25 protein-coding genes are annotated in these 23015 nt (G+C 49.6%); 11 read left to right on the forward strand and 14 right to left on the reverse strand.

From position 1 onward, the window contains the following. Positions 1-3: 3 nt before the first annotated feature. The 9 genes from BUB44_RS02705 to BUB44_RS02745 form a co-directional block, all read right to left on the reverse strand. Positions 4-792 (reverse strand): phosphatidate cytidylyltransferase, encoded by a 789-nt coding sequence (locus BUB44_RS02705; protein ID WP_073163010.1) that lies wholly within the window; start codon positions 790-792, stop codon positions 4-6. Next, positions 771-1589: an isoprenyl transferase gene (locus BUB44_RS02710; protein ID WP_083543056.1), complete on the reverse strand. Its 819-nt coding sequence runs from the start codon at positions 1587-1589 to the stop codon at positions 771-773. Before BUB44_RS02710 ends, BUB44_RS02705 begins: the two co-directional genes overlap by 22 nt. A 105-nt stretch (positions 1590-1694) precedes the next feature. Beyond that, entirely contained in the window at positions 1695-1862 is a 168-nt protein-coding gene (locus BUB44_RS02715) for a DUF362 domain-containing protein (protein WP_027355461.1), read from the reverse strand. A 3-nt stretch (positions 1863-1865) separates the two neighbouring features. Further along, positions 1866-2081 (reverse strand): hypothetical protein, encoded by a 216-nt coding sequence (locus BUB44_RS02720; RefSeq protein WP_027355462.1) that lies wholly within the window; start codon positions 2079-2081, stop codon positions 1866-1868. Between the two features lie 4 nt (positions 2082-2085). After that, entirely contained in the window at positions 2086-2646 is a 561-nt protein-coding gene (gene frr / locus BUB44_RS02725) for a ribosome recycling factor (protein ID WP_207545611.1), read from the reverse strand. After that, positions 2636-3367, reverse strand: coding sequence for a UMP kinase (pyrH, locus tag BUB44_RS02730; protein WP_027355464.1), 732 nt, complete (start codon positions 3365-3367; stop codon positions 2636-2638). Before pyrH ends, frr begins: the two co-directional genes overlap by 11 nt. Positions 3368-3449: 82 nt before the next feature. After that, a complete protein-coding gene (gene tsf / locus BUB44_RS02735) occupies positions 3450-4103 on the reverse strand; it encodes a translation elongation factor Ts (RefSeq protein WP_027355465.1) in 654 nt (217 codons plus the stop codon). Positions 4104-4247: 144 nt separating this feature from the next. Further along, positions 4248-4955: a 30S ribosomal protein S2 gene (gene rpsB / locus BUB44_RS02740; RefSeq protein WP_027355466.1), complete on the reverse strand. Its 708-nt coding sequence runs from the start codon at positions 4953-4955 to the stop codon at positions 4248-4250. Positions 4956-5122: 167 nt separating this feature from the next. Further along, positions 5123-6154, reverse strand: coding sequence for a bis-aminopropyl spermidine synthase family protein (locus BUB44_RS02745; protein ID WP_165610991.1), 1032 nt, complete (start codon positions 6152-6154; stop codon positions 5123-5125). A gap of 171 nt (positions 6155-6325) precedes the next feature. Here BUB44_RS02745 and BUB44_RS02750 point away from each other — a divergent pair, with 171 nt between their 5' ends. Beyond that, positions 6326-7996: a PAS domain-containing sensor histidine kinase gene (locus BUB44_RS02750; protein ID WP_073163014.1), complete on the forward strand. Its 1671-nt coding sequence runs from the start codon at positions 6326-6328 to the stop codon at positions 7994-7996. Here BUB44_RS02750 and BUB44_RS02755 read toward each other — a convergent pair. Then, positions 7953-9965 carry an FAD-dependent oxidoreductase gene (locus BUB44_RS02755; protein ID WP_073163016.1) on the reverse strand — a complete coding sequence of 671 codons (2013 nt, stop codon included), beginning with the start codon at positions 9963-9965 and terminating at the stop codon, positions 7953-7955. The genes BUB44_RS02750 and BUB44_RS02755 overlap by 44 nt on opposite strands. Before the next feature lie 415 nt (positions 9966-10380). Here BUB44_RS02755 and BUB44_RS02760 point away from each other — a divergent pair, with 415 nt between their 5' ends. After that, a complete protein-coding gene (locus BUB44_RS02760; RefSeq protein WP_073163017.1) occupies positions 10381-11328 on the forward strand; it encodes a TSUP family transporter in 948 nt (315 codons plus the stop codon). A 41-nt stretch (positions 11329-11369) separates the two neighbouring features. After that, complete coding sequence (locus BUB44_RS02765; protein WP_073163019.1) at positions 11370-11672, forward strand: hypothetical protein; 303 nt, start codon at positions 11370-11372, stop codon at positions 11670-11672. Between the two features lie 108 nt (positions 11673-11780). Here the strand turns inward: BUB44_RS02765 and BUB44_RS02770 are convergent, their stop codons facing one another. The 3 genes from BUB44_RS02770 to BUB44_RS02780 all read right to left on the reverse strand — a co-directional run bounded on the left by BUB44_RS02770 (position 11781) and on the right by BUB44_RS02780 (position 14085). After that, on the reverse strand, positions 11781-12263 hold the full coding sequence (locus BUB44_RS02770) for a DUF1634 domain-containing protein (protein ID WP_083543048.1): 483 nt from the start codon (positions 12261-12263) through the stop codon (positions 11781-11783). A 43-nt stretch (positions 12264-12306) separates the two neighbouring features. Further along, a complete protein-coding gene (locus tag BUB44_RS02775; protein WP_073163021.1) occupies positions 12307-13260 on the reverse strand; it encodes a sulfite exporter TauE/SafE family protein in 954 nt (317 codons plus the stop codon). 153 nt (positions 13261-13413) lie between these two features. Continuing rightward, positions 13414-14085, reverse strand: coding sequence for a hypothetical protein (locus BUB44_RS02780; RefSeq protein ID WP_073163023.1), 672 nt, complete (start codon positions 14083-14085; stop codon positions 13414-13416). 394 nt (positions 14086-14479) lie between these two features. On the opposite strand from BUB44_RS02780, the gene BUB44_RS02785 reads away from it, so the two are divergent. The 8 genes from BUB44_RS02785 to BUB44_RS02820 all read left to right on the forward strand — a co-directional run bounded on the left by BUB44_RS02785 (position 14480) and on the right by BUB44_RS02820 (position 21294). Continuing rightward, positions 14480-16036: an ATP-binding protein gene (locus BUB44_RS02785; RefSeq protein WP_073163025.1), complete on the forward strand. Its 1557-nt coding sequence runs from the start codon at positions 14480-14482 to the stop codon at positions 16034-16036. Beyond that, positions 16011-17360, forward strand: coding sequence for a sigma-54-dependent transcriptional regulator (locus BUB44_RS02790; RefSeq protein ID WP_027355475.1), 1350 nt, complete (start codon positions 16011-16013; stop codon positions 17358-17360). Before BUB44_RS02785 ends, BUB44_RS02790 begins: the two co-directional genes overlap by 26 nt. Before the next feature lie 174 nt (positions 17361-17534). Further along, a complete protein-coding gene (locus tag BUB44_RS02795; protein ID WP_027355476.1) occupies positions 17535-18167 on the forward strand; it encodes a GNAT family N-acetyltransferase in 633 nt (210 codons plus the stop codon). A gap of 256 nt (positions 18168-18423) precedes the next feature. Continuing rightward, positions 18424-18954 carry a gamma carbonic anhydrase family protein gene (locus BUB44_RS02800; RefSeq protein ID WP_073163026.1) on the forward strand — a complete coding sequence of 177 codons (531 nt, stop codon included), beginning with the start codon at positions 18424-18426 and terminating at the stop codon, positions 18952-18954. 192 nt (positions 18955-19146) lie between these two features. Continuing rightward, complete coding sequence (locus tag BUB44_RS02805) at positions 19147-19683, forward strand: hypothetical protein (RefSeq protein WP_131821570.1); 537 nt, start codon at positions 19147-19149, stop codon at positions 19681-19683. A gap of 48 nt (positions 19684-19731) precedes the next feature. Beyond that, complete coding sequence (locus tag BUB44_RS02810) at positions 19732-20529, forward strand: sensor histidine kinase (RefSeq protein WP_165610992.1); 798 nt, start codon at positions 19732-19734, stop codon at positions 20527-20529. Next, on the forward strand, positions 20529-21176 hold the full coding sequence (locus tag BUB44_RS02815) for an accessory gene regulator ArgB-like protein (protein ID WP_073163029.1): 648 nt from the start codon (positions 20529-20531) through the stop codon (positions 21174-21176). Before BUB44_RS02810 ends, BUB44_RS02815 begins: the two co-directional genes overlap by 1 nt. After that, positions 21166-21294: a cyclic lactone autoinducer peptide gene (locus BUB44_RS02820; protein WP_083543050.1), complete on the forward strand. Its 129-nt coding sequence runs from the start codon at positions 21166-21168 to the stop codon at positions 21292-21294. Before BUB44_RS02815 ends, BUB44_RS02820 begins: the two co-directional genes overlap by 11 nt. A gap of 152 nt (positions 21295-21446) precedes the next feature. Here the strand turns inward: BUB44_RS02820 and BUB44_RS02825 are convergent, their stop codons facing one another. Further along, positions 21447-23003 (reverse strand): helicase-related protein, encoded by a 1557-nt coding sequence (locus tag BUB44_RS02825; RefSeq protein WP_073163031.1) that lies wholly within the window; start codon positions 23001-23003, stop codon positions 21447-21449. Positions 23004-23015: the final 12 nt, after the last annotated feature.

Consider the following 23015-nt stretch of genomic DNA (forward strand, 5'->3'; position numbering starts at 1 on the left):
ACCTCAGCTTATTATAAACATCCCTACATAGTAGTATACCAGTGGAGCAGTGAAGAGCATACTGTCAAAACGATCGAGGATGCCACCGTGACCGGGAATTATATCCCCCGCATCCTTAACTCCTGCCTGCCGCTTAAAGGCCGATTCAACCAGATCCCCCAGTATAGCCGCCACCCCCAGCAACAAACCCAGAAGAAGCAAGAGACCACGGGGAAGAAAAGGATAAATGATGATAAAAGCTACTGCTGCCAGTATACTGCCAACAATGCTCCCCAAAGCCCCCTCCACGGTTTTACCAGGGCTCAATGCCGGGGCCAGCTGACGGCGGCCCCAGCTTTTCCCGGCAAAATAAGCTACGGTATCGCTGGACCAGGTGCCCACCAGGGTAAAGGTCAACCATACCCAACCGTCAGGCAACAAGCGGAGCAAATAAATATAAACGAATAACCCGGTATAAAGTATTGCCAGCAGGGTAACCGCACCTTCCACCGGGGAGAAAGCGGGATATAAAAACACCATAAAGATAAGGATAATAAATAATACCAGCGCCACTGCTCCCGCCAGGCCGGCATCCCTGTAAAGATATGAACTACCCAGCAGGAAAAGGCTTCCTAAAATAGCCAGCCCGTGGGGAGGATACAAATTTATACGTTGAAACAGGGCAACTATTTCCACGGCAGCCAGTACCATTAATAACCCCGTAAAAACGAGGAGAAACAGGTTTCCATACCATACAGCAGCAATAAAGAGGGGGATACCTACCAGCGCACTCAAGATTCTGTGCCCGAGCACTTTTGTTCACCTCTAACCAGGCCGCCGAAACGCCTTTCCCGCCGTTGAAAATCCACCAGGGCCTGTAAAAGGTGGACCCGCCTGAAATCTGGCCACATTACACTGGTCATCCAAAACTCGGTGTAAGAAAGCTGCCAGAGTAAAAAATTACTGATCCTGTAATCACCGGAAGGACGGATTAACAGGTCGGGATCCGGCTGCCCGGCTGTATAGAGGTGACCGGAAATGGTTGATTCGTCAACCTGGTCCGGAGTTATTCTTCCAGCCAGCGCTTCTTTAACAATGGATCGCACGGCATCTACCAGTTCAACCCGTCCACCATAGTTCAAGGCCAGATTGAGGGTCATTCTCCGGTTATTCCTGGTGCGGTGGGTGGCCATCTTTAGAGCTTCCTGCGCACTTAAGGGTAGCTCTTCAATGCGTCCAATGGGGTGAAGACGAATGTCGTTGGCACAGAGTTCATCTATTTCTTTATGCAGGTATTCTACAAGCAAATCCATTAATACATCCACTTCATCCCTGGGTCGTTTCCAGTTTTCCGTTGAAAAAGCATAAACGGTAAGATAGCCAATGCCCAGTTCGGCACAGGTGCGTACCGTATCCCGCAAAGACTCCACTCCAGCACGGTGCCCGTAAGTTCTGGGCAATCCCCTTCTCTGCGCCCAGCGTCCATTTCCATCCATAATAATAGCCACATGACGGGGCAGGCGACTTAAATCCAGCTGCGCCAGAAGTCTTTCTTCTTCTAAATTTTTATTTCCACCGCGTTGCCAAATACGCACCAGGTTCTTCAGCAGCAAATGGCCCTCCCCCTCTTCAAACAGATAAAGAAAGGCATTACCATAAATTATATGTAATATTCTTATTAAAACAACCCCCTCCGGAAGAGGGGGTTAACTTAATTACTCTTCAATAATGGCTCCGGTAGGACAGGCCTCAATACAGGTACCACAGCTCTCGCATTTGTCGGGGTCGATCCTGTAAATATCACCTTCAATGATGGCTTCGTTCGGGCAGGATTCAAGGCAGGTTCCGCAAGCCTGGCAGTCCTCGGTTATACGATAGGCCAATGATCACACCTCCTTCCCCGTTTTTTCCCGCGCCACAGTCAACACACCTTTACCGGGCGCAGTTACTGTAAAGCGTACAACCCTTTCCGTTCCCCCGGAAATCCCCCGGGGAGGAGCTGTCGTTTGCACCTCAACCTGCCATCCCATCTGGTTACATATGGCTAAAGCTTCTTCCAGTTTAAGAGCCAGCACATCCGGAATTTGCTCTTCCCTGGGCATGACTTTATATCTGCATAATCTCCTGTTCTTTGGAATTCAAAAGCTGATCAATTTCCTTAATGTACTTGTCCGTAAGCTTTTGAATCTCATCCTGTGCACGGCGCAGTTCATCTTCGGAAATCTCACCGTTTTTTTGCAGCTGCTTTACCTTATCATTAATTTCCCGCCGGATGTTTCGAATGGCAACCCGACCCTCTTCTGCTTTCTTCTTGACTACCTTAACCAGTTCAGCCCTGCGCTCCTGGGTTAGCTGGGGAATAGCCAGGCGTATAACAGTTCCATCGCTGGCAGGTGTAATCCCCAGGTCAGATTTTAAAATAGCCCGTTCAATTTCCGGAAGAACGCTTTTATCCCAGGGCTGAATCACCAGAAGACGTGGTTCGGGCACAGATATAGTGGCCAGCTGGTTGATCGGGGTAGGGGTACCGTAATAAGATACCATAATCTTATCCAGAAGGGCAGGGGTGGCACGACCTGCCCTCAAGGATGCAAATTCCTTTTTTACCAGCTCCACGGTTTTTTTCATATTGCTTTCTGCCTCGGCAATTCTGGCATTAACCACCATATTCACCCCCGACATAGGTACCTACATTTTCACCCAGTACCGCACGTTTAATATTTCCTTCCTGATTAAGGTTAAAAACCACCAGGGGGATCCGGTTATCCATGCACAGGGAAGTAGCTGTAGAATCCATAACGGCCAGCCCTTTATTAAGGAGTTCAATATATGTAAGCCGTTCATAGCGCCGGGCATTGGGGTTCTTAAGCGGGTCAGAGTCGTAAACCCCATTAACCCTTTTGGCCATCAAAATGACATCCGCTTCTATTTCAGCTGCCCGCAAAGCAGCGGTGGTATCGGTGGAAAAGTAAGGATTCCCGGTCCCCGCCGCAAAGATAACCACTCGTCCTTTTTCCAGGTGCCTTATGGCCCGCCGGCGAATGTAAGGTTCGGCTACTTCCCGCATTTCAATGGCCGTTTGCACCCGCGTGTTCACCCCTTGCTTCTCCAGGGCATCCTGCAGGGCCAGGGAATTGATTACTGTGGCCAGCATACCCATATAGTCAGCGGTAGCCCGGTCCATCCCCTTGGCACTGCCGGCCACTCCGCGCCAGATATTCCCTCCGCCAACTACAACCGCCACCTGCACACCCATACGCACAAGCTCGTCTATCTGCCTGGCAATGGACTTGACTACATCGGGGTCTATACCATAACCCTGGCTGCCGGCCAGAGCCTCACCGCTGAGTTTCAAAACTACACGTTTATACCTGGGTACCTGAGTCACCGGCAGAACCTCCAATTTACCCAGTTTTACTTCTACAGCGTCAGGAAAAATCCTTTTGCCAGGACGGGAATTTTATCCTATATCAACTCCTGGCCATAGCCGCAACCTGTTCTGCAAAATCGTCCTGCCGTTTGGCCAGCCCTTCACCCAGCTCATAACGGGTAAAACGGCGAATAACAATATTCTCACCAATTTTAGCAATTTTCTCATTCAACAAATCCTGCACTGTAATATCGGGATTTTTAATAAAAGGCTGTTCCAGCAAGCATACCTCTTTAAAGAATTTTTCCAGCCGTCCCTGTACTATTTTATCGATTATTTTTTCCGGCTTTCCTTCATTGGCCGCCTGGGCCTTTAAGATTTCTTTTTCCCGGGCAATTACGTGTTCAGGTACATCTTCGCGCCTTACATATTCAGGCCGGGCTGCAGCCACCTGCAGGGCAATATCACGTACAAAAAGTCTAAATTCATCAGTCTTGGCCACGAAGTCGGTTTCACAGTTCACTTCAACTAAAACTCCAATACGTCCTCCTCCGTGAATGTAAGCATCCACCACGCCCTCGGCAGCAATACGGCCGGCTTTTTTGGCCGCTGCAGCCAGACCTTTCTCGCGCAACAGGTCTACTGCTTTTTCCAGATCTCCATTGGCTTCCATAAGGGCCTTCTTACAATCCATCATGCCCGCACCTGTGCGCTCTCTTAATTCTTTGACCATGGCCGCTGTGATTTCAGCCATTGATTACCCCCCCTTTAATTATGCCAGGTTTTTCCTTCGTTATTATATCCATTAAAAAAGCAGATCAAACAAGAGGCCTCAGAAAAAAGCAGGGGTTCCCCAAAAGCAGTGATCTCCTGCGGGGGCCCCCACCAAAATCCACCCTTATTGCGCTGCTGCCTCAACCTGTTCCCCCTGCCGCCCCTCCAGGACAGCATCGGCAATTTTACTGGTAAGCAGGCGAACTGCCCTGATGGCATCGTCATTACCCGGGATCACATAATCAATTTCGTCAGGATCACAGTTAGTATCCACAATGGCTACAATGGGTATTTTCAGCTTCCGGGCTTCAGCCACTGCAATGCGCTCTTTACGGGGGTCAATGATAAAAACAGCATCGGGTAATTTGCGCATATTTTTAATGCCGCCGAGAAACTTCTGCAATCTCTCTTTTTCATGCATGAGCTCGGCTACTTCCTTTTTCGGCAGCACGGCCAGCGTCCCGTCAGCTTCCATACGCTCCAGCTCATGCAGGCGCTCGATGCGCCGGCGGATGGTCTGGAAATTGGTCAGCATCCCACCCAGCCAGCGCTGGTTAACGTAAAACATGCCGCAGCGCTCAGCTTCCTCTTTTACCGATTCCTGCGCCTGCTTTTTGGTGCCTACGAAGAGAATTGTTCCCCCTTCGGCGGCCAGATTGCGTACAAAATTATAGGCCTCTTCTATTTTGCGCACAGTTTTTTGCAAATCAATAATGTAAATCCCGTTCCGGTCCGTAAAAATGTACGGAGCCATTTTGGGATTCCACCGACGGGTCTGGTGTCCAAAATGAACTCCCGCCTCCAGAAGCTGTTTCATGGAAATGATAGCCACCCTCACACCTCCTCCCCTGCTGGTTTTATTCCTCCGCCGCCATCATTCTTCTACACAGCCCTTTCGGGCACCCCTGTAGAAGTCTGGCGGCGTGTGTAATTCACACCAGGATGTATTCTAACATAAACCGACCGCCCATGCAAGATTGAGTGCGCAAGTAGCGGATACTAAGGAAGAGTGGCGTAAGCTTCGTCATCAAAGTATAATTCACGCCCGGCCGGGACATTTTCCTGTTCGGGTATATCAGGCCTGGCTATTGCTTCCAGGCGGAAAAAGTTAGAAGTATACCAGTTGATGTCCGGTACCGGTAAGGGACCGAAGGATTTTTGAACCAGCGGGTAGTTTTTATTGATAAAGCCTTCCCTTTCCAGTTCGTATTCCTGGAAATCGTGGATGATATCGGTAATCACAAAATTCATACTTAATATCAATCTTTGTATAGCATGCCACTTATCTCTGGAAGCCTCCAGGTGAGTTAACCCAAAATAACCGGCACTACCCCTGCCGCGCAGGGAGAGAGCACAGCGGGAAAGAAACAGCCGGATTCCCGGCAGGGTTTCCACCGGGTCGATTAAAAATGTATCAAACTGTCCCTCGAGTTCCCGGGGGAGTGGATCGCGCACATCATACCTGTAAACGGAAAGATTGGTCCAGCCCTTTTCTCTGGCCTGTAAAGCTATGAATTCAACCAGTCGTTCATCAATCTCCAGAACAGTGATCCGCCTGGCCATACCGGTAAGCGCAATAGCAATGCTGGTTAAATCATCATCTCCTATAAGCAAAATATCCTGATTTTCCAGATCGCCCCGCTGATACATAACAGCTACCCGGGCTACGGTGCTCACGGGATCCACATAGCCCTGGTCAAATTCAGCCCGGGCCGGCGGCCTCTGCCGGACTATCTTCTCAAATTCTTTAAGTATGCGGGAAAAGCTGCCCTGCAGGGTGACAGTTTTTCCGGCACATACAGGGCAGGTCAGCGGTTGCAAAGGCGACAGACCCTGGTTGTGACCCTCCATTTCTCCTTCCGGGGTGAGATGAATATACCCGTTATGATATTTGATCAGGCCCCGGCGAAACATATCTTTGATTTCCTGCGTAAAACTGGCCAGGTGTCCATCCTGTTCCCTGATGAGTCTCCAGTATGAGCTGGGCCCGGCCATTAGAGCTCGAATGATCTGTTTCTGTGTCCTGTTCAACATCCCACCTCCGTTTACTTAATTAAGATGGCCATATTCTTTTATACCATAGGACGATGAAAAATAAAATCTCGATTATTATCAGGAAATGTCTGACACCAAAGGCAGGAAAATGTTAATATGCGTTGAAAAATTAGTTCTTTGAAAGGTTGAGCAAAGGGTGAAAACAGGTTGTTTGCTCGCATCTGGTTACCGGTCCTGAAAACAATTCCTTTAATTGGTTTATCTTATCTGATCTATTCTTTAATTTCTTCCTTATCCAGACATGATTTACTTGACATTTCCAGGAATTTTATCACTCCCCTGGGTTACTTCATATTAATCCTGGGAACGATAGTTCTTATTTTTACCAGATACAAACGCCGCCAACTGCACCGGTTTCAACTCCCCGCTATTGCCGGCCGTGCCAGATCCCGGGCACGCCAGAAAATTTATAACGTACTTGATACCACGCCCCTGGCAATAATGATTGTAGACGGTAAGTTAAATGTAAGCTACGTCAACGATGCGTGGCAAAATATGACAGGATATACTGCTGAAGAAGTGGTGGGAAAAAAATTAACGGAATTATTTAAAACCCTTTTGAAAGAAAATAATACCGGCCTTCATAACTTAAAAGATAACCTGTCCCTCCCCCTTTACCGGGAAGTTGAAATTATCGGCAAAAACGGTGCCGCAATCCACGCAGTCCTGGAAGCAAAATCCCTCATACCCGGAAACATCAGAGAAGGCATAGTTATTTATCTCCAGGATATTAAGGTCCGGGTTAATTATGAGCAACTAAAACTCATTTTTGATACCATCCTGCACCAAATGGTGGGTGGAGTAATTGTTGTTGACTCCACCGGGAAAATACAAATCGCCAACCAGGAAATAAAACGGCTCACAGGACAGGAACAAGAAGATCTAACGGGTAAATTTATTTGGGATATTTTCCCGGATATGGACAAAAATAAACTGGTAACCATGGTGGCCCTGCAAAAAGGGCAAGCAGTAGGCCCCCTGGAATTATGCTATAAAATTAACAACAAAAACTTCCATCTGCTGATCCGTTCCGATGTCCTCCGGGACAGACATGGTCGGATAAGCGGCGCTGTTACCGTTATCCAGGATGTCACAGAAATTCATCGTCAGCAGGAATTGCAAAACAACCAGGAAAAGCTGGCTGTGGTTGGCCAGATGGCTGCCGGCATGGCCCATGAACTGCGCAACCCACTTACATCCATTAAAGGATTTGCCCAGATTCTCAGTGAACGGGTGAAAGACGCCAAAAACAAAGAGTTCCTGGACGTAATTATCCAGGAAGTGAATCGAACAAACGAAATTATCAGTGATTTTCTGGTACTGGCCCGCCCCCATCCTGCCCGCAGGGAGGAGGAGGTTAACCTGAATTTACTGATCCATGAGCTTTTACCCCTGGTTGAAAGCCAGTGTCTCCTGGCTCAGGTAAAGCTCATCCTGGATCTTGCCCCGGAACTACCATCCATCAAAGCACAACCGGACCAGATTAAACAGGTGCTGCTGAATTTAATCCACAATGCCCTGCAGGCCATGGAGAGGCAACCGGTGAGAAACTTGACCATTATTTCCCGCTGGTCAGCCGGTACCAGTGAAGTGCTGGTGGTTGTTAGGGATACAGGACTGGGCATGTCCGATGAGATTTTATCCCGGCTCAGCACACCATTTTTCACCACCAAGAACGCTGGAACCGGCATGGGATTAACCATCTCCTACCGCATTATAGAAAACCATGGCGGTAGAATTGAGGTTAGCAGCCAGGAGGGGGCAGGCAGTGAATTCAGGATCTACCTGCCCGCACGAGATCCCGGGCAAATTCACTGAGCCAGGCCAGTGGATCCCCGCTTGCACCCAGGCTATGCCATTGTAAACGGGAGGGATCGTACCCTATCTCCTCAAATAACTTCCTGAAACGCTCCAGTTGCTTTTTAACCCGGGCCGCCCCTCCTTTATGACGGCAACTGTCTTCATCACAGGTGATTACAGCCACTCCCCAGGCCCCTGCCTCCAGGGCTTTCAGCAACCACAGGGGGTCAAGAGCACCGGCAGTGGGCAGCGCTACCACGCGGGCCCGGCTCAATCCCGGGGTAGAATAGAGAGCTTCCAAATCCAGCCCCTGAAAATATGCTCGCTGGCAGACAAAAACTGCCAGTGGGGGATCAAGCTCAGGATTTACCTCTTCATTCCAGGACAAAGCCATCTCTTTCTCCGGTAGCCCTTTGATTACAATAGCCCCGGCCGGACAGGCTGCTGCACAGATACCACATCCCTGGCAAGCTTCAACCGGTATACTTGCCCTCCCTTCCACCAGTGGCACCCCGTAGGGGCAAACCCGCTGGCAGGTCAGGCAGGCAGCACAACGTTCTTTAATCACCTCTGCCCCCAAACCACAACGCAGGCAGCGTTCTGCTTCCCGCAGGGCCTGGACCCGGGGAAATTCCAACTCCTGTACTACAAAGGAAGAGCAGCGCTGTTCTGCAGGAAGAACAGGTACTTCTTCCCGCGGGAAAGAAGGCAGGCGGGTGCGAATTCTTGCGGGTAAATCACCAATACTTACCACATTATGGACCGCAGGGGATGTTCCTTCCAGGTAAGCCCGTACGGCAGCTGCGGCACGGTGGCCGCTGGCCACAGCAGCAATAGCCGCACCGGGGCCGCAGGCCAATTCCCCGCAGGCAAATATCCCGGGCACACTGGTTTCCAGGGTATCACGGTTCACCACCAACCGCCCGTTTTCCACTGCCACAGGGCTACCCGCCAGGAACGATAGATCAGCGCACTGGCCGATAGCCTGGATAATCATTTCCCCGGGAATAAATGATGTTTTCCTTTCGTCAAAAGAGGGGTTAAAACATCCGCGTTCGTCAAATACCGACAGAACACCTTTTACCTGGAGTCCCTTAAGCAACCCGTTCTCTACCACCGCCTCCAGGGGCCCCCAACCGGGGTGCAGTTCAATCCCTTCTTCCAGGGCTTCGCGCACTTCCCAGGGATGAGCGGGCATAATATCGCGGGTCTCCAGGCAGACCACCCGTACCTCCCGGGCACCCAAACGCAAAGCAGTACGGGCTACATCCATGGCCACGTCGCCGCCGCCGATGACAATCACCCGTTTTCTAATTTTCACCGGCCGGCCCATATTAACACCCTGCAGGAAAGGGAGAGCCAGCAGTACATCGGGGTGATCAAATCCCGGCAAATTCAAGCTCCGGCTTTTAGAAAGACCTGCAGCCAGGATTAACGCATTGAATTCCTTGATCAGATCATTTAATGAAACATCTTTCCCGACTTCAACACCCGTACGAATTTCCACACCGGCAGCAATGATGCGGCCCACATCTTCTCTCACCACCCGGCGGGGCAGACGGTAAGTGGGTAATGAAGTATATAAATGCCCCCCGGCCTCCGGCTGGCGCTCAAAAACCGTCACGGAATACCCGGCCCTGGCCAGATCCCAGGCCGCAGTCAATCCCGCCGGGCCAGCCCCTACTATGGCCACCCGGTAAGGAAGGGATTCCAAAACCGGGGCAGGAAGAACCTCCTCTTTCCCGGCCTTTTCCAGGGCAAACTTTTTCAAAGCCCTTATTGAAAGGGGGGCATCCACCTGTCCCCGCCGGCAATGTTCTTCACAGGGATGAGGGCAGACCCAACCGCAAACCGAGGCAAAAACATTGTTGGCCCGGATTAAGCCTGCGGCTTTCTTATAATCTCCTCGAACAATGGCCGCCAGATAACCCGGTACATCAGTATGGACCGGACAGCTGGCACTGCAAGGGGGTAATAACGAATACATGTTTGTAATCCCTCCTTGAAACAAACAAAGCATCCCTACCGGAATATTTAAATAATAAAAGTTCTATACAAGAAGTTTAACTCCTTCATTCCCGGTTCAAAGCAAATTGTAAATTCTTAAATTTTAAAACCACCCGGAAAAGGGATGGGGTGGCAGCTTTTCAGCGCATAGTGCTTTATGTCACATTTAGCCTGCCCGGTTGCCCGGACCCGGCCCGTTCTTGCTCTTGTCACGCCAGTTTTTGCATTAAAACTCCTGCCCAATAAAATTATCGATAAAAAATGGGGCTTTCCACCTGTCCAGCCGTTGCAATAATAATTAACTTATGGTATTATAGCGTAAAAATATGTGCTAGTTATCACATGCACACAACCCGGTGACTTTTCTGCTTCCAGGAAACCGGGGAGGGTTTTCCATGAATCCAGCTCTTTGTTTCCTGACCGGCATTGCCGGAGGATATTTATTGCGCGCCGGCGGACCGGCCTACCGGCTATTAACCGTTCCCCTCTTAATAATAATTGGTTTCCCCTTACCCGCAGCTGTAGCCATCGGTATTCTCCTCAACGCAGCCGGAAAACTCAAGTTAATATACCAGCCCGATATTACCCGCCAGGCCCTTAAGCGAACAGGTATAACCATATCCGCTGTAACCATTCCATTTATATTAACGGGAAAACAGCTTCTTCTCTGGTTGGATACAATGCTTCAGGGTAAAGGGTTTATCCTTTTTATCTACAGTATTATTCTCCTTACCGCTGCACTAATAGCGGGCGGGCGTTACTGGTGGTACTACCACCATTCACTTCCCAGGGACGCATCCCAAACCCTCCCGTCAGTCCCATTACTTAAGAAAAATCCCCTTGCAGTACCCGGTTTTGCCTTTCCCAGATATCTCACCATAGGTAGAACGGGACTGGTAGGTGCGCTTCTCGGTCTTGGTACAGGATTGCTTGGTTTAAACACCCGCACCTTTCTGGAACCACTTTTGATGTACATAACCGGTTTGCCCCGCCGCCGGGCCCACGCCACCGCATCTTTTATCCTGTACTTGACCGGTGCATTTGCCCTGCTTATTTATCTTCCTGATCTGTTCACCTTTCCAGGGTCAGGAGCTACCATCACCTATCTTTGCTGCGGTTACCTGGTCGGCTACATCCAATTCCGGCATCACCATTGGAAATTACAGCAAAACCCGGAAAATAATATTACTTTTGCCTGCTGGGGATTTAGTTCCGCCATAATACTGCTTGGCAGCCTGGCATCCGGATTGACACCAGCTTATACCATCATGCTAATGCTGGGACCGGCCCTGGCTACCATGATCAACCTGTTTTTAAACCATACTTTTCAGAAAAATTTTTAATATGTTAAATAAAATATATCCGTAAAAAGGGGGGCGAAGGTATGTTACGGGTCATTTTTAACAGCAGCCAGCAACGGAAAAAACAACCTGCTTTCCACCGGAGAAAAAATCTCATCTATTTGTTTCCATCTTCCAGTTATCCGGTGGTACCCCCGGCATTTTTACCTCCGGGCAACTGGGAAAAAAAACTGAGCCACCCATTTGCAGCAATTGAAATTTCCCGGGCTTTACGGGCGGAAAAGGATGCTCGGGTTAATCAATGGCAAATTCTCCTGCCCGTACTCACCCTGAGCATACCCACCGTTCTCTGCATATATGGTCTTGTGAAATATTTCATTCATTGATCTTGTGATATCAATTACATATCGGCCAGAAGAAAACGACCCTCTTGCCCGGATCTTGGAACACCTGGCACCAGGGCCGCATTCATAAAACTGCTCTCCCGCTCTTTATCAGTGCCCGCCCACTGCAAGAATACCTGAAGCCGCCAGTACCAGCACCACTATCTCGGTGAGAACTATAAAAGTATAGGGCATATCCTTTTTAGATAAGTAGGCCGGCAACAGGATCAAGTACCCGATAATAGTCAGTGCGCCCAGAAGCGCCATACCTATAAAATTCAGAAAATCGCTGTAACCGAGCATGCTTATCCAGCCCCATCCGGTGGGTATATGCGCTACCTGGACAAATTCACTGGCCTTCATTCCCCAGTACTGTGGAAGCATGGACGGCTCAATATACGGCCTGACCAGACCAGTTAGATAAATAACATTGGTTAAGAGCAAAAGAGCAATACCCAACCAGGATCCATATAGAAGTACGTTGGCATAAACAAGCTGTTCCGGTGCTACTTCCACCTTGGGCACGGCAGGTGCTTTTACCACTGCTTCTTTCGGAGCATGGCTCTTCAGCATTTCTGCCTGCGGTTTGGCCATTTTTCTCCCTCCTCCCTCAATTTTTAGATACCGTTTTTTAAGACTAGTTCCAGATTCCCAGACCCTTAAGTAAAGATCTCAAGCCGGAAGCCAGCAGCAGGATAATAACCAGATATTTTACGGCTTTAGGTTTGGCTTTAGCCAGCAGCCTTACCCCCACAAAGGAACCCAGCATAATACCCACGACAGAAGGTACAGCTATAACGGGCAATACAGCTCCCTGGTTCAAATAAACCCAGGCTGCTGAAGTATCAGTAATGGAAAGGAGAAATTTACTGGTGCCTACAGCTACTTTCAGGGGTGCACCCATGAGCAGGTTCAGCACCGGAACGTTTGCCCATCCGGCACCCAGACCAAACATACCGGCCATAATACCTATGGCAATAAACAGGAGAAAACCTTGCGGTGTTCGCCATACCGACCAGTTCACCGTTTTTCCGGAAGAGTGCTCATAATAAGTACCGCCCAGGTTCAGAAACCGGGCCAATCTATCGCTATTCCCCACTTGGGGAAACTCGGTATTTTTCGAAATAACGAATAAAATGGCAATAAGTACAATCGTCAGGCCCAGGGCAGCCTGAACCACATTATTGGGCAAAGCCAGGCCAATAAAGGCTCCCACCACACTGAAAGTGGAGGCGATCAGGGCCACCGGCAGGGCAAGCCTTAGATTGGCCAGGTTGAGTTTTAACAGCCCCGGTCCCGCCGCCAGGGCTCCGGCAAGAGCTACCAGCAACCCGGCCCCACGCACAAAGTCCAGGTTAAAGGGGAAAAAGCTACCTACAATAGGTACAAATAAGACACCGCCGCCCACGCCTCCAAGAACTGCCACAATACCCAGGACAAAAGTAGTAACAAACAGGAGTAACGGCCACACCCACCAGGGTATAGCTGTATTTCCGGCAGCATTGCTTACCGCTACTCCAGTGGTGGTAACTGCTGCAGTTGCCTTAGCCGCCAGGCCTCCACCTGCAAAGGCAGCCAACCAATCAAACATTCCTATCCCTCCAGAATCTTAAAATCAGTGTGGCCTTAAATCTCGTTCATATCCGGGTAGTTTACCAGAACTGCCCTTTCCTATTGTCATTATTTGCCAGCCATTCCACCCCCTCTTCACTGCCATCTTTAAGCCCCGGATTATTAATGCTGGTTAGTGTATACCCAAACTGTTAATTAGCGGTTTGGTTACAGCAACAAAATCGGCGAACTTGCGAGCTGCCAGCCAGGTATCTCCCTTGTGGACCACCTCAAATGGCAGGATTACTTTCAGGCGGTATTTACCTGTCGCCTCCACTCTGGGCAGTTCTCTTTCCAGCATAGCTCCTATACGCTTTTCTATTTCCGACTTCAGTTCTAAAAGTGGGAGAAAAACCTGCTTTTTATAGCCATCCATTACCAGGTCAATAACCAGCAACTCCTGACCCCGGTAAGGTCCCTTACGTGGCCGGGTCCGTCCTATCCGATAGTAAATATTGTTATTACCAAAAACCTTTACACATTTCCACGATTCGCTGATGCCCAGGTTTTGACCGGGTAAAGTATAAGTAACATCGATATTCTGTTCAGCCAGGATCCGCTTGGTTTCGGCCAGCACCTCATCTAAAAATTGATCAAAAGATTTTTCCCCGGGGAGGGAAGTATCTTCTTCTATGCCTTCACTATCCTCGCTCTGGAGCCAGTGCTCAAACCGGTCCAAAAACTTCTTAAATTCCTGCCATACCCTGGTCCTTTCTTCTCCATCTCCCCCGTCCTGCTGGGAAAATTTTTTTAGAAACTCTTCTTTATACCGGTTGAATAGTTGTACGATGTCCCTCTCTGCCATAACCCTTCCTCACCTCACCAGACCAGTACCGCAAAAGTATGTGCTTGTAACCCCATGCACATGGGTGGCTATAAATACTTCAGGAAATAGTCTCCAGCGATGCTTCTTAGAGGTTCCTAAAAGGGCCCGTGCATGATATAATACAGACAGGGGCTTGTGAAAAAAGTTATAAATTCCTAATGCATTTTACATACCAGCTACAGGCCCCGAAAAATATAGGGAGTTTTGCTTTGCGGCCAGAGGGGTATGTTTAAAAACATACAGTCCTTAAAAATAAGCAAAACACTTGGGTAATAAGTAATATGTGAAGGTGATTACATAAACATGGCGCTGTCTGTTTTCAGACAACAGGTGTCTGTTATCCATCACCCTGGCCGGATGAAAGGGGTGGAGTATGTTCAAGGCAAACTGGCGCAGCCTGCGTTTTCAAATTATGGCCATAACTGTGGTACTATTGCTGATTCCAGTTCTATTGCTTCTTTATGACCTTATTTTTGCAACCAGAAGCGAAGAAGCAATGATCAGCTCCCTGGAAGAACGACTGGGTTCTCTACTGCACAAGCAAGTTGTCCCCGGCCTGGAGCAAGCTTTACAGAAAAAGCTGGAGGGTAAAAATTTTCACAACCTGGAACCCGAAACACAGGTCAGATATCTGCATTCCAGCTTCGAAGAAGTTACCAAACCCCTGGTCCCAAACCATCCCGGTGTAAGATTCGGCCTTTATCTTCCTGAACAAAAGCAGATTTTTGTGCAGGGCTTTCTGCACGAATACCGCCAGCTTTCTCCCCAGGAAAGCCGGGAAAGGGAAAGGCGCATTCTAACTGAGGCTGACTCCGGTTTAATGGCTGTAGTGGCCAGCAAGCGTCCCCTGGCCCGCCTCACCACCAGCTTGAACGATGAAACTTTTGAATACCTGACACCCGTAATCATTGATGGAAAGCTGGCTGCGGTAGCATGGGTTGATGAACGCCTTCATCCCATTTTTGCCCAGAGCCGTTACTTCCGGCTAATTTCCCGCTACGTGACCCTGTTTGTTTTCTTTGTCTGCACCGGCGGAGTTCTCTTCCTGGTTCATAACCTGGTAAAATCTGTTAACCAGATTAAAGAAGGCTTAAGCTACCTGGAAAAAGATTTAAACCACCTGCTTCCGGATTTACCCGGGGAAGCCGGTCAAATTGCCCGGGCCATAAATCGTATGGCCTGCACCATCGCTGAAAAAGAAAAGCTGGAGGAACAACTGCATAGAAACGAACGCCTGGCCGCCCTTGGCCGCCTGGTAACCGGCATCGCCCATGAACTGCGCAATCCCATCTCTGTGGTAAAAACCATCATCCAGGTAATGGAACAGGAATTTAAAACTATCCCTGATATAAAGCAGTATACTTCCATCATCAAAGAACAGGTTGACAAGCAGAACAGGATTATTCAGGAATTACTGGATTTTGGCCGGCCAGCCAAAAACTTTGTTCACCCGGTGTCGATAAATTCCCTGCTGGACAAAGTGCTCACTTTTACTACCCCCATGCTGAGACAGCACGGGGTACGGCTCAACGTGGTAAAAGACCCCGATATTCCGCTTATCGAAGTGGACAGTGAACGTATCAAGCAGGTATTCGTCAATTTAATCCTGAATGCCATTCAGGCCATGCCCGGTGGCGGCAGCCTTACCATTAAAACGGGTACTTGCAACAACCGGGTATGGATCCAGTTCACCGATACCGGACAGGGAATCGCCAGCGAGGATATTTCACGGATCTTCGACCCTTTTTACACCACCCGGAAAGATGGAACGGGTCTGGGCCTGTCCATCAGCCACCAGATTATTACCAGCCATGGCGGGACCATTGATGTGACCTCCACGGAAAAGGGAGCCACCTTCACCATATGTTTACCCATTACGGAATTGACGGGAGGGCAAGCCAACCATGGTACCAACAATTCTAATCATTGATGACGAACAGCACCTCTGCTGGGCCCTGGAAAGGGCCATGCAACAGGAGGGATATCATGCCCTATCCACAACTTCCCCCTTAAAGGGGCTGGAACTCATCCGCGAGAAACAACCTTCTCTGGTAATTCTTGACCTGAAAATGCCTGAAATGGATGGTATGGATGTGCTCCGCAAGGCCAGGGAAATACAGCCCAAAATTCCGGTGGTCATCCTCACTGCCCACGGCACCATAGAAACGGCTATAGAAGCTATGAAAATAGGGGCGGCCGATTACCTCACCAAGCCTTTTGATCTGGACGAGTTAAAAATGGTCATCAAACAGAACCTGGTGATTACCCAGCTGACCACGGAAGTTAATTTCCTGCGCTCCGAATTGACCAAAAAATATGGCAAGCTGGTGGGAAACAGCCCGGCCATTCAAGAAGTCAAAAAATTAATTGAGCGGGTGGCCATAAGCGATGCCACTGTATTGATCACCGGAGAAAGCGGTACCGGTAAAGAAGTGGCCGCAGTAGCCATTCACCAGAATAGCCCCCGCCGGGATGGACCCTTTATTGCCGTTAACTGCGCAGCCCTGCCCGAAAACCTGCTGGAAAGTGAACTTTTTGGCCATGAAAAGGGGGCATTCACCGGAGCCACTGCCCGCAAGCTGGGCCGATTTGAACTGGCTGACCGGGGCACCATTTTCCTGGACGAAATTACCGAAATGCCCCTCTCCATGCAGGCCAAGCTATTAAGGGTACTTCAGGAAATGTCCTTCGAGCGGGTGGGGGGTACGGAAACAATTCATGTGGATGTTCGGGTAATTGCTGCGACTAACAGAAACTTGACCGAAGCTATAGAAAAGGGCATTTTCCGGGAAGATTTATATTATCGCCTCAATGTTTTCCAGATCCACCTGCCACCCTTAAGGGAGAGAAAGGAAGATATCCCTCTTCTGGCCAACCATTTTCTTGAAAAATTACGACCCAAATACCTGGTTAATAAAATCTCCCCGGCAGCTATGAAACTTTTATGTAGCTACCACTGGCCGGGGAATATTCGAGAACTGCAGAACGTTATTGAGCGGGCGGCTATTATTTGCCAGGGCAATGAAATATTACCCGAACACCTGCCCAAGGAACTGCTCCATACCTCCCCGGCTGAAAAGGAACTGGTAATCAACTTCCCCGATGAGGGCATATCTTTGGAACAGGTGGAAAAAGAACTGATCATTAAAGCACTTCAGAAAAGCGGGGGTAATCAAACCCGTGCCGCCCAGTTGCTGGGCATTACCCGCTCGGCCCTCTTATACCGCGCGCAGAAATATGGTATTATCAATTAACAGGATTCAATTTACAGGAAGCCTGTCACCTTAAAAAAGCCGGAAAAACTTTTTCCGGCAGCAGGATTTTGGGTAATTTTATCAGAATATTTTTATAACCGGAGGAACCTCGCCTGGCCGGTAAAGGTTGGGGCAAATTAAAGAGAATTTTAAATGAAAGATCGGTGGGTAACCATGTTAACAGCCAGTGACAAAATAACCGAAACAAAACAATTAATCACACCACGGGGCATGGTTTTTATTGAAGGACCGGTCAGCAAGGAATACCTGGCCACCCTTAACATGAATGACCGGCTGCGTAATTTCCGCAACCCCGCACGGCAAAAAGAGGCTCTAATGATTGCTGCCAGCTCCCCGGAAGGTCTGGTATACATTGCCCGGCATGCCCAGGAAATTATTGGGTATGTGCTCTTTCACAAACCCAGCGAATATACCCGCTGGAGCAGGCATCCCCGCCTGCTGGAGCTGGGAGCCATAGAAGTCAGCCGGAGCTGGCAGAGAATGGGGATAGCAAAAGAATTGCTGCAGCAGGCTTTCAAAAATGAAATGCTGGAGGATTATGTGGTTATAACCACTGAATTTTTCTGGCACTGGGATCTGGAGGGAAGTGGCCTTGACACCTTTGGCTACCAGCGCATGCTGACCCGGCTCTTTGGAAGTGCGGGTTTTAAAAGACGGGGAACCGATGATCCGGAAATTCTGGAACATCCCGCAAACATGTTAATGGTACGGTTTGGTAAGAGGGTAAGCAAGGTTCATGTTAAAGCTTTTGAGGATCTTACCTACCAGAATTCCCTGGTGGATTAAAAATTTTTTATTGACGGAGGTGGAAGTTTTTTGTATACTGTTATGTGAAAGCATTCACAAAACCGCCTCTCCTTTCCCCAGCAAAGCCCCCGGAAATGGGGGCAATTTTTTCTTATATACTGTATGCACCTTCATAACATAACCATAATTGGTACTTGTGAGGTATAATTATATTGCCTGCTTTTTGAATACAGGTTAGCGGTAATTCTTTTACCAACGGGATAATTTCTACGGGCAATTTAAGGAGGGACGAATCATGGGCATTTACGAATTCAAGGGCTTTAAACCTCAGCTGGCGGAAGATGTATTTATCGCTCCGGGAGCCAGAATTATTGGCCGCGTGGAAATAGGCCGCAACAGCAGCGTATGGTTTAATACGGTAATCCGGGGAGATGCGGACAGGGTAACAATTGGCGAAGAGACAAACATTCAGGATGGATGCCAGTTGCATGAGGATCCGGGCTATCCTTTGAAAATTGGAAACCGGGTTACGGTTGGCCACGGGGCCATTCTCCACGGATGTACCATTGAAGATGGCTCACTCATTGGTATGGGAGCTATTATTCTCAACGGAGCCCGGATTGGCAAAGGATCAGTGGTAGGCGCAGGCGCACTGGTGGTAGAAGGCCAGGAAATACCCCCCGGATGCCTGGCTCTGGGTTCACCAGCCCGGGTGATACGGCAGATCTCGGCACAGGAAATGGAAAAGCTCGAAAAACTGGCCCTTATTTACAGGCAACGGGCCGGGGATTACAGGCTCAACCTGTCTTCTTCTTCCTCCCCTTAATAAAAACCGGCAGGTCTTCCCTTAAATAAGACTTTCAAGGGAAATTATTTTGTGTAGAAAATTAAAAAAAATTTTTGTGGAAATGAAGGAGATTTTTAGATTCTACAGAAATATATGCCAAAGAATAACTTTAAATGGCATTATATGGGGAAGACTGTGCCGGGGCGTGAAGCACGATGGGTGGTGTAGTTCTTGATTGCACACTTATTCTTACGTGGAGAGACAACCATGGACAAAATGCCTTTAATAGCCCTAATTTTTCAGTCTATCCCCGAAAGCATCCTCATCCTGACCCTGGGGTTAACCCTCATGGGCGTTGAAATTAAATGGCAGCGGATTATTCCGGCAGCGGTAATTTCTTCATTATGTTCATATTTTGTACGTGAACTACCCATACCCTATGGGGTACATACTTTAATCGGGATAATTGCAATTGCTGTTCTTGTGCATATCTTTTTTAAAACCTCTATTCCTATTGCCATCTGTGTGGCAATGATAGGGATTGTTATCCTGGCAACAGTGGAAATGCTTCTATGTCCTTTATTGTTGTTTCTTATGGGCAAAACAATCACTGAAATTTGGGAATCTAAAACCCTTCGAATTTTATTAGCCATCCCGGAACTAATTGTGCTGGCTCTAATAACGTTTTGGTGTATAAGAAAAAAGTTTACATTAAGGTCACCAAGATTTTACTTTTCTAACCGAACAAGAGACCGGGAGTCTGATTAAGCGATGAGTACACTATCATTTCCAAACTATTTAATGGCAGTTTTTAGTTTGGGTCAGGCATTGCTTATTTGTCTTTTTACTCAGTACCTGGTTTATTTCAATACTTCTATTCCACTGGGTTGGATAGTAATAGTTGACATGGTAATTTTTGGCAATACTGTCTTGGGATTTATTTTATTACGAAAGTCACTAGTTTTAGAAGAACAGGACAATTTAATACGCCAGCAGGCCAGGCACATTCAGAACCTGGAGGAAATGATCCGGAACATCCGGGCCCAGCGCCACGACTTCATCAGCCACCTGCAGGCCGTGTACGGCATGCTGCAGATGGGCAAGCTTGAAAGCGCCCGGGAGTACCTGGCCGAGGTGACGGGGGACATCCGCATCCTCACCCAGACCCTGAAGCTGAAATCACCCGAGGTGGCCGCCCTGGTCCAGCAAAAGGCGGCCCTGGCGGCCGGCCGCAACATAAGCTTCGGCCTGGTTATTGAATCCGACCTGGCCAAACTGGCCGTGCGCCCCCACAACCTGAACCGCATACTGGGCAACCTGCTGGACAACGCCATGGATGCGGTAATGTTTTTAGCGACAAAAGACCGCTACGTCAGGCTGGAAATAAGAGAAAACGAGCAATGCTACATCCTCTCGGTAGGCAATTCCGGCCCCGGCATCAGGGAGGACCTGATGGAAAAGATCTTTGAACCGGGATTCTCCACCAAGGGGGAAAACCGGGGCCTGGGGCTGGCCATTGTGCGGGAGATTGTGCAGCAGCACGGCGGGAAGATAAAGGTCTCCTCCCCGCCCACCATCTTTACGGTAACCCTACCCAAGGCAGGTGGAGAGTGATGATCCACAACCTGGCCCAGAAAATCGCCTCCTGGTTGGGCCAAGAACTGCAGCAGGAGGAGCGGGCGGCGGTGATGGCCTACGGCCTGGAGCTGCTCCTGGGCGCAGTGGTGAAAGTGGTATGCTTTGTGACGATACCGTTGATTTTGGGCATTTTCCACCAGGTGATGGCGGTCCTGCTGGCCAGTGTGGTTTTCCGCCTGGCGGCCGGAGGTGCCCACTGCACCGCCTACTATCGCTGCCTCGTAGGTTCGTTGGTCACCTTTACGTGCCTGGGCTTTCTGGCCCGCTGGCTCCCGGAAACAAACATTCCTGTCCAGGGTATAGCTCTGGCCGCAGCCCTTTTCGCCGTTATAGTTGCCTTAATCTGGGCACCGGCGGACACCCCGGCCAAACCAATCACCGGCGAGGGCTACCGGCGGGCGCTGAAAATAATCTCTCTGATGGTAGCCCTCTGCTACATAGCAGTTACCTGGTTCCTTCCCCTGCGGGGGGACTTGGTGGCCGCCAGCGCCCTGGGCCTGGCCTTTCAATCCTTTACCGTCACCCCGGCCGGCTACCGCTTCATGGAGTGGCTGGACGTTCTCCTGGGCCGGCTGCACTCTATACTTATATCAGGTAAAGGAGGTGTGAACAATGCGGCTTAAGCACTGGCTCTTGGGGGCCGTAGCTACTTTAGCCATGGTAATGGCCGCCACGGGTATTTATCCCGCCAGTTGGGTCACGTGGTACCAACCGGAAGTGCCCGAAGAACTGCGTAAGTAAGGTCAAGTAAAAGCCAGGTATAAGCTAGAGAGAAAAAGCTACTGCTGGAGCGCCACCGGTGGTCATTCTGAACACAACTCCTTAACAGCCAGCTCATTCACAACTCCTGTTTGATAGCAAAAATATAACGGGCGAAAAGCCCGCTTTTTTCTTTACACCCCCACCACGGCCACCTCATCACGGTCCAGCTGCCGGCGTATATCCCTGGCCAGCCCGGCCAGAGCACGGTCTTCCCCGGCCGCCCGTTCAATCTGGCGCAGAAGATCGATCTCCCGACGTATGATGGAAAAGATATCCCCTTCCTGGAGATTGGTCATTTCCAAAAGCTGTTCAAAACCGGTCCCCTGGTACCAGGCTGCAGCCAGAGCGGCAGGGAGGGGTGACCAGATACAAAAATGTTCCGGCACGCCGCTTTCAATTAAAAAGCGGCGCAGTTTTTCCACCTTCTCCAGGGAAAAAGGCGGTGGGCTCACCTGTTCATCCCGGCCGGGCTGGTAATCCACACCGGCCAGGATAGCGGCTACCTCAACGGGAGGAGATTCCAGTAATATACCGGAAAAAACCAGCTCGGTGACCAGTATTTCCTGTACGTGTATGTAAAGGGCAAATTTTCCCCGAGGTAAAAGTTCCCGGCCCTGCACATAGCCCAGCTTTTCCAGGAGAACCCATACGCTTTCAAAATCCCGGACGTAGTCCCGGGCATGCTTATTCAACTGTTTCAAACGTTTATGCAGCAGGTGAATTCTTTCTTCCAGACGGCGTATTTTCCGTGACGCATCCAGACAGGTTTTATAAGGGCATTTCTTGCGCCCTTTTTGGAGCAGGATTTGAATCTCCTGCCGCCTCATCTTAATATCAGCACGATGGCGATACTTGCTTTTCTTAAGCTGATTCAGTTCTTTGCGCAGCTTAACCCGGTAAAGTTCGCAGCGCTCCTGGCCCCGATCAGGACAGAAACAACGGGATAGCTCCGCGGCTTTATTTTCCAGCTTTTCTACCTCCTGGCGAAGCTGGCGGCTCTCCTTAGTGCTCTGGTAGACAGATAAATTCTTTTCCAGTAAGCGCTGGATTTCTGCATCGGTTTTCCAGCATAACAGGCTTAATACCGTATTGGGGGAGATAACCAGCCTGCCCCGGACAGGTTCCACCTCATCCTCCTGGTAAAAGCCGGTCTGGTCGGGAAAACGCTCATCTATACGAACGAAAACACGCCCCACCTCATCATAGCCGCGCCTGCCCGCACGGCCGGCCATTTGAAAAAACTCCCGGTTTAAAAGGGGGCGAAACTCCTGACCGTCCCATTTACGACAGGAGTCAAAAACCGTACTGGCAGCGGGAAAGTTTACCCCCACAGCAAAGGTTTCCGTACAAAAGAGAACATAGACCAGCCGGGATTCATAGAGCCTTTCCACCAGATCTTTAAGCAGCGGCGGCAGGCCGGCATGGTGATATCCAATGCCCTGAAGCAGCAAGCGACGCAGGTTCTGGCGCCGGGGGCTAAAAAGGCCGGGCGCGTTCTCTTCCGCCTCCTGAATCATCTGCCGGACAAGCCGCTTCTCCCTGGAAGTAAGAAAATCCCACTCCCGCCCCAGCTCTTCGGCCAGCAATTCCGTACGCCCGCGGCTAAAGGCAAAATACAGGGCCGGCAGGTAATCCTGTATGGCTTCAATTACTTCATTACAGGTCGGGCTGGAAAATACAACCGCCAAATTTACACCACC

The organism is Desulfofundulus australicus DSM 11792 (genome assembly GCF_900129285.1).
Lineage (GTDB): Bacteria > Bacillota > Desulfotomaculia > Desulfotomaculales > Desulfovirgulaceae > Desulfofundulus > Desulfofundulus australicus.

Bases quoted from the DNA above. Each gene is read 5' to 3' on its own strand.
- BUB44_RS02720 (WP_027355462.1), bottom strand. From the start codon at position 2,081: ATGCCCAGGGAAGAGCAAATTCCGGATGTGCTGGCTCTTAAACTGGAA.
- frr (WP_207545611.1), bottom strand. From the start codon at position 2,646: ATGGTGGTTAATGCCAGAATTGCCGAGGCAGAAAGCAATATGAAAAAA.
- tsf (WP_027355465.1), bottom strand. From the start codon at position 4,103: ATGGCTGAAATCACAGCGGCCATGGTCAAAGAATTAAGAGAGCGCACA.
- BUB44_RS02755 (WP_073163016.1), bottom strand. From the start codon at position 9,965: ATGTATTCGTTATTACCCCCTTGCAGTGCCAGCTGTCCGGTCCATACT.
- BUB44_RS02760 (WP_073163017.1), top strand. From the start codon at position 10,381: ATGAATCCAGCTCTTTGTTTCCTGACCGGCATTGCCGGAGGATATTTA.
- BUB44_RS02765 (WP_073163019.1), top strand. From the start codon at position 11,370: ATGTTACGGGTCATTTTTAACAGCAGCCAGCAACGGAAAAAACAACCT.
- BUB44_RS02770 (WP_083543048.1), bottom strand. From the start codon at position 12,263: ATGGCCAAACCGCAGGCAGAAATGCTGAAGAGCCATGCTCCGAAAGAA.
- BUB44_RS02775 (WP_073163021.1), bottom strand. From the start codon at position 13,260: ATGTTTGATTGGTTGGCTGCCTTTGCAGGTGGAGGCCTGGCGGCTAAG.
- BUB44_RS02780 (WP_073163023.1), bottom strand. From the start codon at position 14,085: ATGGCAGAGAGGGACATCGTACAACTATTCAACCGGTATAAAGAAGAG.
- BUB44_RS02785 (WP_073163025.1), top strand. From the start codon at position 14,480: ATGTTCAAGGCAAACTGGCGCAGCCTGCGTTTTCAAATTATGGCCATA.
- BUB44_RS02790 (WP_027355475.1), top strand. From the start codon at position 16,011: ATGGTACCAACAATTCTAATCATTGATGACGAACAGCACCTCTGCTGG.
- BUB44_RS02795 (WP_027355476.1), top strand. From the start codon at position 17,535: ATGTTAACAGCCAGTGACAAAATAACCGAAACAAAACAATTAATCACA.
- BUB44_RS02800 (WP_073163026.1), top strand. From the start codon at position 18,424: ATGGGCATTTACGAATTCAAGGGCTTTAAACCTCAGCTGGCGGAAGAT.
- BUB44_RS02815 (WP_073163029.1), top strand. From the start codon at position 20,529: ATGATCCACAACCTGGCCCAGAAAATCGCCTCCTGGTTGGGCCAAGAA.
- BUB44_RS02820 (WP_083543050.1), top strand. From the start codon at position 21,166: ATGCGGCTTAAGCACTGGCTCTTGGGGGCCGTAGCTACTTTAGCCATG.